This is a genomic window from Pectobacterium carotovorum (assembly GCF_900129615.1).
Classification (GTDB): Bacteria; Pseudomonadota; Gammaproteobacteria; order Enterobacterales; family Enterobacteriaceae; genus Pectobacterium; species Pectobacterium carotovorum.
In genome coordinates this window covers 60,877-74,875 of record NZ_FQWI01000006.1, presented here as the reverse complement: position 1 = coordinate 74,875, position 13,999 = coordinate 60,877, and the positions used below count along the sequence as shown (strand labels likewise).

General features: G+C 48.3%; 12 protein-coding genes and 1 pseudogene. 7 read left to right on the top strand and 6 right to left on the bottom strand.

Annotation, left to right across the window (positions count from 1 at the left end):
* Window positions 1-36: 36 nt before the first annotated feature.
* Window positions 37-1,236: a multidrug effflux MFS transporter gene (locus BUB06_RS13420; protein WP_039473502.1), complete on the bottom strand. Its 1,200-nt coding sequence runs from the start codon at window positions 1,234-1,236 to the stop codon at window positions 37-39.
* A 168-nt stretch (window positions 1,237-1,404) separates the two neighbouring features.
* Window positions 1,405-2,640, bottom strand: coding sequence for an MFS transporter (locus BUB06_RS13415; RefSeq protein ID WP_039473500.1), 1,236 nt, complete (start codon window positions 2,638-2,640; stop codon window positions 1,405-1,407).
* 66 nt (window positions 2,641-2,706) lie between these two features.
* Between BUB06_RS13415 and BUB06_RS13410 the strand changes: the two genes are divergently transcribed.
* The 4 genes from BUB06_RS13410 to BUB06_RS13395 all read left to right on the top strand — a co-directional run bounded on the left by BUB06_RS13410 (window position 2,707) and on the right by BUB06_RS13395 (window position 6,158).
* Entirely contained in the window at window positions 2,707-3,162 is a 456-nt protein-coding gene (locus tag BUB06_RS13410; RefSeq protein WP_039473497.1) for a helix-turn-helix domain-containing protein, read from the top strand.
* 199 nt (window positions 3,163-3,361) lie between these two features.
* The gene (locus tag BUB06_RS13405; protein WP_039473494.1) at window positions 3,362-4,798 is read left to right on the top strand and encodes a glycoside hydrolase family 1 protein; all 1,437 of its coding nucleotides are present in this window, start codon (window positions 3,362-3,364) and stop codon (window positions 4,796-4,798) included.
* Between the two features lie 161 nt (window positions 4,799-4,959).
* Window positions 4,960-5,442, top strand: coding sequence for a cold-shock protein (locus BUB06_RS13400; protein WP_010298733.1), 483 nt, complete (start codon window positions 4,960-4,962; stop codon window positions 5,440-5,442).
* Window positions 5,443-5,618: 176 nt separating this feature from the next.
* The gene (locus BUB06_RS13395) at window positions 5,619-6,158 is read left to right on the top strand and encodes a DUF2058 domain-containing protein (RefSeq protein WP_039473491.1); all 540 of its coding nucleotides are present in this window, start codon (window positions 5,619-5,621) and stop codon (window positions 6,156-6,158) included.
* A 139-nt stretch (window positions 6,159-6,297) separates the two neighbouring features.
* Here the strand turns inward: BUB06_RS13395 and dgcJ are convergent.
* Window positions 6,298-7,731: pseudogene (gene dgcJ / locus BUB06_RS13390) on the bottom strand (diguanylate cyclase DgcJ); the annotation flags it as partial.
* Window positions 7,732-8,042: 311 nt separating this feature from the next.
* Here dgcJ and BUB06_RS13385 point away from each other — a divergent pair.
* Window positions 8,043-8,288, top strand: a complete 246-nt coding sequence (locus tag BUB06_RS13385; RefSeq protein WP_039473488.1) for a YmjA family protein — start codon at window positions 8,043-8,045, stop codon at window positions 8,286-8,288.
* Window positions 8,289-8,511: 223 nt separating this feature from the next.
* Here BUB06_RS13385 and BUB06_RS13380 read toward each other — a convergent pair whose 3' ends face one another.
* The 3 genes from BUB06_RS13380 to BUB06_RS13370 form a co-directional block, all read right to left on the bottom strand.
* Window positions 8,512-9,543 (bottom strand): methionine synthase, encoded by a 1,032-nt coding sequence (locus tag BUB06_RS13380; protein WP_039357231.1) that lies wholly within the window; start codon window positions 9,541-9,543, stop codon window positions 8,512-8,514.
* A gap of 30 nt (window positions 9,544-9,573) precedes the next feature.
* Complete coding sequence (locus tag BUB06_RS13375; protein ID WP_010298740.1) at window positions 9,574-10,551, bottom strand: DUF1852 domain-containing protein; 978 nt, start codon at window positions 10,549-10,551, stop codon at window positions 9,574-9,576.
* Between the two features lie 497 nt (window positions 10,552-11,048).
* Entirely contained in the window at window positions 11,049-11,393 is a 345-nt protein-coding gene (locus BUB06_RS13370) for a gamma-glutamylcyclotransferase family protein (protein ID WP_039473485.1), read from the bottom strand.
* Window positions 11,394-11,698: 305 nt separating this feature from the next.
* On the opposite strand from BUB06_RS13370, the gene tyrS reads away from it, so the two are divergent.
* Together tyrS and BUB06_RS13360 are read left to right on the top strand one after the other, a co-directional pair.
* Complete coding sequence (gene tyrS, locus BUB06_RS13365; protein ID WP_039473482.1) at window positions 11,699-12,901, top strand: tyrosine--tRNA ligase; 1,203 nt, start codon at window positions 11,699-11,701, stop codon at window positions 12,899-12,901.
* A 124-nt stretch (window positions 12,902-13,025) separates the two neighbouring features.
* On the top strand, window positions 13,026-13,916 hold the full coding sequence (locus BUB06_RS13360; protein ID WP_039473479.1) for an oxidoreductase: 891 nt from the start codon (window positions 13,026-13,028) through the stop codon (window positions 13,914-13,916).
* Window positions 13,917-13,999 lie beyond the last annotated feature (83 nt).

The window sequence follows — 13,999 nt, the reverse complement described above, 5'->3', positions numbered from 1 at the left end:
TCGTTCCGATGATGGACAAGTTTAATGTGTTACTCGCTAACTGGCTGTTTTCGTGACTGGTGTGGTGGGTGCGATTACCGCGCTGGCTGCGGTAAACAAGGCGATGATCCACGCCATTGTCCACGGCGTCCCATCGCTCAGTAGCGCAAGCAGCAAGGAGGAGATAATGCCGCTGCCGTACTGTAGCGCCCCTATTAATGCTGACGCAGAACCGGCCATGTTTGGCACCGCATCAAGTGCGGCGGCTGTTGACGTTGCGGCGATGATGCCGTTCATCGAAAAGAACACGAACACCGAGACCACAATCAGAATTATTCCCCCGATATGCAGTTTCGTACCGATAGCCAGAATGAACGATGCGGCGGCTGCGATCAGCACGGCAAATTTAAGCAGTCTTTCTAGCGAGTAGCGCTGAACCAGACGACGGTTTACCACGCTCATGCTCATCACGCCGACGATATTCAGCGCAAATAGCCAGCCGTAATGCTGTGGATCGATACCGAAGTAGGTGATGTAGACAAAGGCCGAACCAGTAATAAAGGCGTAGGCGGCAACATAATAGAACGTCAGGCATAAGGTGAAACGCATGAAGTTCACGTTCGTCAACAGGGCATAGTAGTTGCGAAAGGCGCTGGGCAACGACGCTTTCACTCGCCTGTCTGTGGGAAGCGTTTCGGGCAGCCAGCGTAATGAAATCAGCATAGCGATGCCAATCACCGCCAGCAGCCAAAAAATGGCGTGCCATGATGTCACGTTGATCAATTGCCCGCCGAGTAGCGGCCCGGCAATCGGCGCAATCGCCATCACGATCATGAGCGTTGAGAGCATTTGCGCTGCGCGAGTACGGCTAAAGAGGTCGCGAATCATCGCACGAGCCAGCATTGGGCCTGTACATGCTCCCAGCGCCTGAAAGACACGCCAAAAAACGATCTGCGGCATATCCGTAGACAGGGCGCAACCGACGGAGCCGATGATAAATAGGACCATACCAATAAACAGCGGTATTCGGCGGCCCAGATGATCGCTTAACGGCCCCCAAATCAGCTGCGCGATGCAAAAGCCGATTAAAAAGCCGGTGATGGTTAGCTCTGCATTCCCCTGTAAATCCTTCGCCATGATGGGCATAGCCGGTAAATAAATGTCTGTCGATAAAGAGGTAAACGCCATCAGTGCACTGAGAATGGCAATAAAAAATAGCCCTGACGTTTTTTCTGGGCGCGTCTGAATTTGAGTCATATCTGTCCATTTGGTTTTATATTCTTTGGATTATCTTACCGGGATTACGCCCCGTGATAATCGTGCGCGACTGGATAGACGTTATGAATGACGCTCATAAATCAGCGGTGATTTATACCGGGAAAGGGGCGCTGTCGCCCCGAATTCAAAAGGTGCATGTCTGATCTGTTATCGGGCGGCCTGTTTCCACTTTGGTAGTCGGGTAAATGCGATGGCGACAAGCACCATACCGCCAGCCAGAAAAAAGGTGAGCTGCATGCCATTCGCGAGGGCAGCGGGTGCAGCATGGGTAAAATCTTCCGTGCCGACCCCTAAAGCGAAAACCTGCCCCATGATCGAGGCACCGGCGATCAACCCAATATTGCGCGACAGGTTGAGCAGGCCAGAAACGGTACCGCGCTGGTTTCCGAGAACCTCGGCAAGGGTGGCGGTGTTGTTCGCCGCCTGAAAGAGCTGGTAGCCCGGCGTCAGGACAATAATAGCAAGAATGTATCCCGTGACGCCGAGCAGATTGGGCAGGATCGCCAGCATAAAGGTGCCGGTAACCACGAGAGAGAGCCCGGCGGTGAGAGCCCGTCTAAACCCCCAGGTATCAACCAATCGCCCTGATGGAATCCCGCTAAAGGTCGCAACGGCAGGGCCAATGGCCATCACCAGTCCCACCAGCCTTTCCTTCAGTCCAAGACCCAGGCCAAGATAGTAGGGGCCAACGATTAACGTCGTCATAATAACGGCGGTGACGGCCGCATTGATCGTGAGATTCGGCAACAGCGTAGTGTTCCATAACGACAATCCCCCTGAGAGCGACGCTTTTTCCTTTACCGGTGTGGCTGGCAGTAGAGTAAAGGCCATGAACAGAACGATCGTGACCAGCGGGATCTGTATCCAGAACAGGCTACGCCATCCTGCTATCGCAAGAAGAAACCCTCCGACAGAAGGGCCAAGCGCAGTACCCAGTGCGGACACCGTTCCTACTATCCCCATTGCTCGCCCGACATGCTTTTCCCCAGCCGTCTGCCTCAGCAGTGCCATGCCGAGCGTCATCAGGAAGGCCGCACCGATCCCCTGAAATGCTCTTGCCGCGATAAGTTGCCACAGCTGGGGGGCAATGGCGCATAGCAGCGAAGCGATGGCGAAGAGCCCAAGGCCTGTAATGAAAACGGGCTTCAGCCCATAGCGATCGCCAAGGCGACCCGCGATCACAACCGAAAGCGCCATAGCCGCAAGATAGGCGATCACCACGGCCTGCACCTGCGCGAAGGGCGCTGAAAATACTGCGGTCAGCGTCGGAAGGGCAATATTGGCAATGCTTGTACCCAGTGAAGCCGACAGTATCGCGAGTGCCAGTGTGAGGGTGACCCCCGGTTTGGCCTGCTCTGGTTCGCCCGGTTGGTTAATTGTCATTTTTTATCCTTGTCAGAATGTGGGTTCCAGAGCATGCTACGAATTAAAGTCGACTTGAGGTCAAGCATGAAATTTCTGGATATAGGCGAAATCGCGGAGAAGAGTGGGATCAAGCCTTCGGCGCTGCGTTATTACGAGGAGATTGGGCTGATTGCTTCGGTGTCCCGACATGGGCTCCGGCGGCAATTTCCTGCCGACGTGCTGCTGCAACTCAGGTTGATTACGATGGGGAAATCGGCGGGATTCTCACTGCAAGAAATCGCCGGCATGTTTAACAAGGATGGGATGCCGGACTTGCCCCGCGCCGCGCTGCATCAGAAAGCCGACGACATCGATCGGCAAATTCAGGAGTTGAAGGTATTGCGTGACACGCTGCGGCACGTCGCCGACTGTTCTGCGCCATCGCATATGGAATGTCCGACGTTCAGGAAGCTTGTTGAAACCACACACCGAAGAGGCCAGATGCAGGATAAAACGAGTAAGCCAGCCACGCGAAAGGTGCCTCCGAAGACGAAAAAATAATGCGTAACTCGCTGTCCGTGGCGAATGTCCCTATGCTGATGGACCCGCATACACCGGATATGCAACCGGTTTCTTATTTCTGTTCATGCCCTCTTTTTTCCTCTAGAATTTCTGCCGTTCGGCGTGCGCTAAATCCAATCAATATCAGGCGGACGCGCGATTATCGATAACGAATCAGCATTGAGAAAGGATAAGTGCCATGAGCGAAAGATTTCCGCACGGCTTTATGTGGGGCGGGGCAACCGCAGCGAATCAGGTCGAAGGGGCCTACAACATCGACGGCAAAGGGTTGTCGATTGTGGATGCTATTCCCGGTGGTAAAGCGCGTTTAAACATCGTGGCTTCCGACACGTTTGACTTCACGCTGGATGAACAGCGTTACACCTATCCTAACCATAAAGGCATCGACCACTATCATCGATTTCGTGAGGATATTGCGCTGTTTGCCGAGATGGGCTTCAAATGCTATCGCTTTTCTATTGCCTGGACGCGCATCTACCCGAACGGCGTTGAGCAGCAGCCCAATGAAGCGGGGCTGAGTCACTACGAACAGGTGATTGATACCTGCATCGCCCACGGCATTGAGCCCGTAATTACGATCTCTCACTATGAGATGCCGCTGCACCTTGCTACCGTCTTCGGCGGCTGGAAAAACCGTGAGTTAATCGGTCACTTCGAGCGCTTTGCTCGCACGGTGCTGGAGCGCTTCGGCCACAAAGTGAAGTACTGGATGACCTTTAACGAGATCAATAGTGCTGCCCACTTCCCAATCATGAGTCAGGGGCTGACGGTACAAACCGGCGCACTGGAGCCACAGGCGAAGTTCCAGGCGTGGCATAACCAGTTTGTCGCCAGCAGTCTGGCGGTGAAAATTGCGCATGAGACCAATCCGCAGATCCAGATTGGCTGCATGATTCTGTTTGCCACTAACTACGCCTATGACTGTAACCCCATCAATCAGTTGGCGGCGCTGAAAGAGACTCAGTCATTTAACTTTTACTGCGCGGATGTGCAGGCGGGCGGAAAATATCCCTACTACGCGAAAAGCCTGTGGCAGTCGCTGGGCGTCACGCTGGATATTCAGCCGGGGGATCTGGAGCTGATTAAACAGCACACCGTCGACTATATCGGCTTCAGCTACTACATGTCTTCCACCACCTACAAAACTGACCCGGATGCGGCGGCAGCCCACGGTAACCTGCTGGGCGGGGCGCGCAATCCGTTCCTGGAAGCCAGCGAATGGGGCTGGGAAATTGATCCGGTAGGGCTGCGAATTGCGCTCAACCAGCTGTACGACCGCTACGAAAAGCCGTTATTTATCGTCGAAAACGGGTTGGGGGCGGTGGATAAGCCAGATGAAGATCGTTACATCGCCGATGACTATCGCATCAACTATTTGCGTCAGCACATCGAAGCAATGGCAGACGCGATTGCCGACGGCGTAGAACTGATGGGATATACCCCGTGGGGCTGCATCGATCTGGTCAGCATGTCTACCGGCGAGATGAGCAAACGCTACGGCTTCATCTACGTCGATCTGGATGACACAATCTCCGGCAGCGGCAACCGCTATAAGAAGAAATCGTTCCACTGGTATCAGAAGGTGATTGCTACTAATGGTAGTGATATCAGCTAAATGAATATTTCCCGATGCTGGGGGTATGGGCATCGGGAATGTTTTTTCACAGACCAGAAATTTATCGTCCAGACTTAACCCAAAGACGTAGTCTGCGCAGGCATTGTGCTTTACACTGCGCGCTGCAAAAACTGAGTAGATAAACGATTAAGTAGGCGACAATGGCGATGAACGGAACGATCACAACCTGGTTTAAAGATAAGGGCTTTGGATTTATCAAAGATGAAAACGGTGAGAACCGTTATTTTCATGTGATTAAGGTCGCCAACCCCGATCTGATTAAGAAAGATGCGGCGGTCACTTTCGAGCCCACCACGAATAACAAGGGGCTGTCAGCGTATGCTGTGAAAGTCCTACCGGAAAGCAAATACATCTATATCGCCGGTGAGCGCATTAAGCTCACGTCGATCAAATCTTATCTGGTGTACAGCGAAGAAGTGCCTGCTGATATCCGCATTGATAAAGAAAACACGGTGCTGTCTGTAGGAATATTGATGAATAGTATCAAGCCGAAATCAGCCGCCCAGCCTGGTGAAATACGCTCGATGAAAAAACTGGCGATCACCACCTTCCAGGGTACGACGTTAATCTTCTCGGAAGATGAGATAGACGTGGATGCCACGGTGAAACTGCTCAAGGTCTGAAATCATTCGGGTTGACCCTGTGCCGAAATCCTGCGTCATGCATAAGTAGAATTTCGGCATCGCTTCTGATAGCCCTTCAAGCTCAAGCCGCATCGCGTTCGGATCCTGCAATCTGGCGCAGCCTCAAAAATTACAGGTATAATCCTGTGAATTATTCCACGGGTTTAGGAACGAAGATGACAAAGCTCACCTTACAAGAGCAGATGCTAAAAGCTGGATTAGTGACCAGCAAAAAAATGGCCAAAGTTCAAAGAACGGCGAAAAAATCACGGGTTCAGGCTCGTGAGGCAAGAGAGGCTGTGGAAGAAAATAAAAAAGCACAGCTTGAGCGTGATAAACAGCTAAGTGAACAACAAAAACAAGCGGCTTTATCTAAAGAGTATAAGGCTCAGGTGAAGCAACTTATTGAAATGAATAGAATCGCTATTTCAAAAGGCGATATTGATTTTAACTTCACCGATAATAATTTAATTAAGAAAATAACGGTGGATAAGCTGACTCAAGCTCAGCTAATTAGCGGTCGTCTCGCTATTGCTCGTTTGGTGGTTGATAGCAGCGGTGAGAATCAATACGTTATTATCCCTGCGAGCGTAGCCGATAAAATTGCGCAGCGAGATGCGAACAGTATTGTATTAAATAGTGCGCTGAGTCAGGAAGAGCAGGATGAAGACGATCCATATGCTGATTTTAAAGTGCCTGATGATTTAATGTGGTAATTAATATTTCGCCAATGCTTATCCATGAAAAGCCCTTCGGGGCTTTTCATTAAGGCTTCATATTCAGTTCGTTTAAGATAAAACGCAGTTCTATCGTGTTTTAGAGAAACAGGCAGTTTCTTCTCTCCTTATTTTCCCTTTATTTACGCTCTTCATATTTGCTGCGTTTATGCTGATAGAGTAATTCGTCTGCTTTCAGCATAGCCACTTCCAGCGTGTCGCCCTGATGTAGCTGATGAGCGCCCCAGGAAAAGGCCACCAGTTTTTCTTTATCAATGGTGAGCAAATGCTCTTGCGCACGGGCAATGACGTCACGGGATTTTGTCAGCGAATAATCAATAAGGACCAAACAGAATTCATCTCCCCCAAGCCGTATGCCGTAATCACTTTTGCGAATGGCATTCCCCAGCGCTAAACCCAGATATTGTATTGCTTTGTCACCCATGTGGTGGCCGAGAGAATCGTTTATTCTTTTCAGTCCATCACTGTCAATCGCAATCACGGTGACGGGGATGTTCCTGCCAACGAGCGTACGAATTTTTTGCTCAAGCTCTGGAGTAATGATTTTTCTATTATACAGACCGGTCATCGCGTCCGTAACGTTATCTCTGGAAAGCGATTCTTGTCTTTTTAGCTGTTTACTGGCGTATCGACATAATACCCAGGTTATCAGAGCGTAAAATAAGACCAGCCAGATATTAGCAATAATGACATAGATAGCATCCAGCTTAATATGGAGGGTGTAATACTGAGTGATAGTATCGTCGTGATTGATTAAATCAAAAGATTTTATACTCGGCTTATGAAAAATAATATTTGCACCGGTTGCATTGTCAGTCACATAAAGAGAAAGAAATTTCCAGAGCAGTGGGCGATCGACTGTTTTAAAAGAAACTACAAGATCGTTAATATTAACGTCGGTAATCAGGATACCTTTCACCTTATCACTCAGGAATACCGGAGTAAGCATGCTGATAATATTATTCTTGGTGTAACCATCCTGATAAATATGAGAAACAATATTTTCACCCCGAATGAGGTCATCCAATGCATTATCATCAATAGTGATGGTGTGTGCGCTGCGCGCTATATTGATTCTGCTACCATTGTTCACTAACCAGTTATTGAATGTATAGTTACGCGTATCGACCCGTCGGTTGATATAAATATAGTTATGTGAAAGGTCGATGTAGTATCTGATATTCTTGAAGGCATAATTGGTATAGTTTGAAAAACTGTACTTCGGTAATGCATTGCTCTCCGCTCTGTGAATAACGGACAACGCACCAATGTCTCGATCCCATTCTTCACACGATGTGTTCAGTGTCTGAAAGGTGCCTTCAAGGTTATTCATGGTTTTTGCCACAAGGTTGAACCCGGATATGCTGCCTTCAGTTTCAACGTGCTGACATATCTCTGCCAGTTCAGCATCGGTATGGTTGTCTGGAGATGTCCTGGAAAAAAACGCCCGTGAAAGTCGGGTGGCAATATTCTGATTGATGGACTCTTCATGGAACAGGGCCGATTTGCCATTTTCGGCTACATACCCCATATAATTCTGTAAATTACGAACTTCATGGAAGAGCTATGCGGTGAAAAGTGCAGTGGTGCAAGCCACAATCAATACAATCGCACTAATATATTTTTTCCTGGACAAGATGGTTAACTCCCTGTTGTAACAACAAGAAATAACATCAAGTATAGCACTAGTCAGCTCCTGTCCTGTGAAATGAGCATCGGACATCCGTTGCGCTAAACCTAAGATATTTTCCGTTTTTCCAACTGCCACTGTATGGATGACAAAAAACGAAATAAGAATGGTATTATCCAGACCAGATGATACGAGCATCAACAGACATAGACCTTAACTCCTGGGGACGACTTATGAGCAATGAAGTACCGCTTAAATTTTATGACATCACGGATGAGTATTCGACGGAATCTGAAAAACCGGTGAGTGAGTCGGAACGTGACGCTCTGGCGCACTATTTCCAACTGCTGATCACCCGCTTAATGAATAACGAAGAGATCAGTGAAGAGTCGCAGAAAGAGATGGCCAGTGAGGCCGGTATTGATGAGCATCGTATTGATGATATCGCGACGTTCCTGAATCAATGGGGCAATGAGTAGCGTTTGTTGAGAGCCTTTTGAACAGGATGGAAGGTGAGTGGTGTTGTGTCCGCGTCCCATTTAGCTGACCGTCATAAGAGGCTAAAAAAATCCCGCTGTCAGTTTCCTGACGCGGGATTTCTACATTTGGTTTCCTGACTGGGACAGGTTAGGGCAGTGAACGTATTTTATCTATGCCATGTACTGACCTGTTTGTGGCAGTAACTGATAAACCCATGCGATGTTATTTAGCCAAGAGTTCTCTTCGGACGATTTCCGCACCCGCACTTAACGCATTGAGTTTGCCTCTTGCGACGCGGCGAGATAAAGGGGTCATGCCACAGTTGGTAGAAGGATAGAGCTTGTCGGCATCCACAAACTGAAGCGCTTTACGTAGCGTATCGGCGACTTCCTCTGGTGTCTCAATGGTATTGGTTGCCACGTCAATGGCACCTACCATCACTTTTTTACCGCGAATGAGTTCAATAAGATCCATTGGAACACGTGAGTTCTGGCATTCCAGTGAAATGATATCAATCGCCGATTTTTGCAGCTTAGGAAAAATTTCTTCATATTGCCGCCACTCGGAGCCCAGCGTCTTTTTCCAATCGGTATTCGCTTTGATGCCATAGCCATAGCAAATATGCACCGCAGTTTCACATTTAAGCCCTTCAACGGCTCTTTCTAAAGCGGCAATTCCCCAATCATTCACCTCATCAAAGAAAACATTAAATGCAGGCTCATCAAATTGGATAATATCGACACCCGCAGCCTCTAACTCTTTGGCTTCTTGATTGAGAATTTTGGCGAATTCCCAGGCGAGTTTTTCGCGGCTCTTATAGTGGCTATCATAGAGCGTATCGATCATCGTCATGGGACCCGGTAACGCCCATTTAATGGGTTGCGTGGTTTGCTGACGTAAAAACTTGGCATCTTCAACAAAAACGGGCTTTTGGCGAACTACGGCACCAATGACTGTCGGTACACTCGCATCATAGCGATTGCGGATTTTAACGATCTCACGTTTCTCAAAATCAACGCCGCTGAGGTGCTCAATAAACGTCGTGACAAAATGTTGGCGCGTCTGCTCGCCATCGCTGACAATATCAATCCCTGCCTGTTGTTGATCTGCCAGGCTCAAACGTAGCGCATCTTGTTTGCCCTCAATTAATTCATCGCCTTGCAATTTCCAGGGTGACCACAGTGTCTCAGGCTGCGCCAGCCAAGAGGGTTTAGGTAAACTGCCAGCCGTTGAGGTGGGTAACAATATTTTCATAATAATCGGTGACCTTGTGTGTTTGGTTAATCAAAGAACGTAATTAGCAGACCATTGCTCAAGAATAGCTTGGTATGGTTTGATGAAGTTTTTCTCAGTAAACTTTCCCTGCTCGATAGCCAACAGGCTACGTTCTTCTCGATCGTAAACAATTTGAGTGAATGAATGATCCTGATGGTTCAGGCTTGGCTGATAGCACAGACCTGCTGCAGAATTCGCATTGTAAATCTCAGGTCGGTAAATCTTTTGAAAAGTCTCCATCGTGCTGATGGTACTGATCAACTCAAGATTCGTATAATCACTCAATAAATCACCAGAAAAATAGAAAGCCAAAGGCGCGACACTATTTGGTGGCATAAAATAGCGAGCCTGTAACCCCATTTTATGGAAGTATTGATCGGTCAATGAATATTCATCTTGCTGGTATTCGACACCTAATACGGGATGCTGATTTCCAGTCCGATGATAGGTGTTTTTACTTGAAACACTTAGGCATATAACCGGTGCTTTACTAAAATTATCTTTGTAAGTATTTGAATTAACGAAGCATTTAAATAGATTGCCATGCAGATCGCCAAAGTCATCTGGGGTGCTAAATCCGGGGTGATTCTTATTATGATCTGCCAGCAATACGCTAAAGTCATAATCTCGCACGTAGGAGGAGAAATTGTTTCCTACTATGCCTTCAATGCGCTCGTTAGTTTTTTTATCAACAATATTGGTTTTCAGTATTTCAATGACTGGGAAGCTGTCGCCATTGCCTTCAATATCAACCTCAACGGAAATGATATCGAGTTCGACAGAATAGCGATCCCCTTTGGGGTTATCCCAACTCGCCAGAGAATTGAAACGATTGTCAATCATCGTTAACGCGTTGCGCAAGTTCTCCTGGCGGTTTTTTCCTCTCGCCAAGTTCGCAAAGTTGGTCGTGATACGCGTGTTTTCGGAGGGGTTATAATTCTCATCGAAACACGTGTTCTTAATCGTAAAGGTAAAATTCTTATTCATCGCGATCTAGCATCCTAATTCTTGCTATAAAACCTGAATTTATTGCTTGTTTTTCCAAGGTTTTTAGGTCTTATAATTTTGCAGGTTTCATCTTGTCTATAGTAGTGCACAATTTATGCCAGAGTCATTGCGTGAGTAAAAGTGATTTAATTTCAATAGACATGAGCCATCTTCATGACTTGATGTATGGTCTGGATCGGCGCTGTTGCAGTGAACCCTGTTAAATAATATTTATACTTTTAATTCAACTGGTTAATTGTGAATAACTGCATAACTTTATGATAAAACTAAAACGGAAAAGCTCGCCCTGCCTTTCGTTCTTAAGAAGTTAAACTGTCCTCGTTTAGTTCCTTGTAAGGCGAGTGTTGCTGTATTCGCTTCAATCTTAGCCAACTGTCATACGATGCTAAAACAAAAATCCAGCTTCGGTTTCCTGATGCGGGATTCTTAAATGTGGTCCCTTGCTGGGGGCAGGTCAGGGCAGGGAACGTAGCTTACTATCCCGCGTACTGGCCTGTTTGTGGCTGCAACTGATAAACCCATGCCGTAACCTGCTGGTCTTCCGCCGTGGTAACCACAACCTCAACGCGATCGTAGCCCTCTTCAAATTCATCCAGCATTGGCCAGTGCGCCTCAAGATTAGCGGACAAAAACAGGTAACCGTTGACGCGCGGCCCGTGCTCATCCAGCACGATCCCCGGAAAATCCGCGGCGGCACCCCAGCCACGCTCATAAAACGTGCCTGTTACGTAACCCGGTAGCCAGTCCCCACCGATGTTTTCCAAAATATAGGCATTTTCGTGACCCGGACGCAGCGTCCCGTAGACAAACAAACGTTCCATTTTCCCTCGTCAATCAAAACAATGAATACCCAATGGGTGAAGAATAATGCTCACGTTAGGGTTTAATAAAGCGGTTCGCAACGGGTTCTGCCATTTTGTATTGACCTCCAACAATCCTTTAAAGCTATATTTCCGAAAATATCGAATATCCCTTCTTTTTACATGGTTTTGTCAATGTTACTGCCTGAGTCACAGGGGTAAGATTGGTGGAAGGATACTGTTGGTCGGTATAGGCAACCATTCTGGTTTGACAGAAATATACGCCAATAGTCGTTAAATGTTTGTTAACTTAACTGAGAGTATCAATGAAAACGAATAATAATATTGACGTCTTGGCTTCAAACATTGCCATCATGGAGCCCTCTAATGGGCTTGAAAAGAAGCTTGAGCTGGCCGCGAAAGAGAATCGCAAGCTTATCATTAAGCTTGGGTTCGACCCTACCGCACCCGATCTTCATCTCGGGCATGCTGTGGTATTACGCAAATTAAAACAATTTCAGGATGCTGGTCACGGTATTGTCATTATCATTGGCGACTTTACTGCCTCTATTGGCGATCCAACAGGTCGTAACAAGCTGCGCCCGCCATTAAGTGAAAAGCAAATCGCTCTTAATAGTCAGACCTATCTCGATCAACTCGGCCGAATTATTGATACTTCGCGTATACAGGTGCGTCGCAATTCGGACTGGTTTAGAAAAATGCCCTTTTCTGAAATTCTTGGGCTGATTTCCCGCGTCACGCTAGCTCAAATGATGCAGCGTGATGATTTTAAAACGCGATATGCCGCATCTTCACCTATTCATCTGCATGAGCTCCTGTATCCGATCCTTCAAGGCTATGACTCTGTGATGATCAACGCGGACATTGAGCTTGGTGGTACGGATCAACTCTTTAATAACATGGTAGGACGCATGTTGCAGGAGTCTTTCGGCAGTGAGGGGCAGGCGGTCATCACGATGCCTCTACTGGAAGGTTTGGACGGCAAAGATAAGATGAGTAAATCGAAAGGGAACTATATCGCATTAACGGATAGCCCTGAAGAGATGTATGGGAAGATCATGTCGTTACCCGATCAGCTTATTATCAGTTATTTCAGCCTGGCCACGAATGTTTCGGCAGAATATATCATTGAGGTCAGAGAGCAGATGGAACGAGGGAAAAATCCCATTCTTATTAAAAAGGATCTGGCACACCAGATAGTAGGTATCTACCATGACGCGGAAGCCGCTGACGCTGCTGGCAAACATTTTGAGCGGGTATTTCAGCGTCATAATCCCACTGAAGAGGACCATCTTCCACTCATTGTTGATGGGCAAGCACCGCTGGTACTGATTGATTTTTGTAGTCAGGCGCTTGCCGACATGAGTCGCTCTGAGCTGCGGAGGTTAATTCGCTCTGGAGCAGTAAGGGTCAATACGCATAAAGAAACGGATGAACTGGCAATGGTTAATCCAGAACCCGGCATGCTTCTCTGGTTGGGTAAACATCACCGTTTCATCGTCAGATAGGTGCTGATATCTATCTTGGTTATTGGTTTTTCGACGAAGCATTGACGTTAAGAAAAATACTGGCGTGCGTGGTGATTGTCGCCGGCGCACTGATTATGGGTTAAGCGAATCAGGAGGGCTACCGATGTCTGACTATCCGGCTATTGCGCTGATTGGGCCTGGTGCGATTGGTACGACCATCGCTGCGGCACTGCATGAAGTGGGTCGCACGCCGCTACTTTGCGGGCGTTCCGCACATTCAACGTTACTTTTGCGTCACGATGGGGGCGAAATTGTTGTACCAGGTCCGGTGTTAAGCGATCCGACGGCGATCGACCATCCTTTCAGTCTGGTTTTTGTCGCAGTGAAAACTACTCAAAACGTCGACAGCGCAGGGTGGTTGAGTGCGTTATGCGATGAAAATACGGTGGTCTGCGCTTTGCAAAACGGCGTCGAACAGAAAGCCCAGCTTGAACCTTGGGTCAATGGAGCAACGGTGTTGCCTTCAGTGGTCTGGTTTCCGGCTCAGCGCGAGCCGGATGCTTCAGTCTGGCTGCGCGCCAAACCGCGTCTGACGCTGCCGGATGTCCCACAGGCAAAACGGGTGATTGATGCGCTGAGCGGCACGTGCTGCGCGGTTGAGTTGTCTGCGGATTTTTTATCCGTCGCATGGCGCAAACTGCTGCAAAATGCGGTCGCGGGCCTGATGGTGCTAGCGAATCGCCGCGCCGGAATGTTTTCGCGTGAGGATATCAAAGCGCTGGCTCTGGCGTATCTGCACGAGTGTCTTGCTGTCGCCCGTGCCGAGGGAGCCGTGCTGGACGATGGGGTTGCGCAGGAAATTGTGGATAATTTTCAGCGTGCGCCTGCCGATTTAGGCACATCTATTCTCGCTGACCGTCAGGCCAATCGCCCGATGGAGTGGGATATCCGCAACGGCGTGATACAGCGCTACGGCCACGCTCACGGCATTCCCGTTCCTATCAGTGATGTGCTGGTTCCCCTGCTGGCGGCCGGCAGTGAAGGGCCGGGTTAACGCGAACCGGAATGCTTTCCACATGAATTTATTGAATTAAGTGATAAAAACAAAAATCCCGCTTAAGTTTCCTTAAGCGGGAT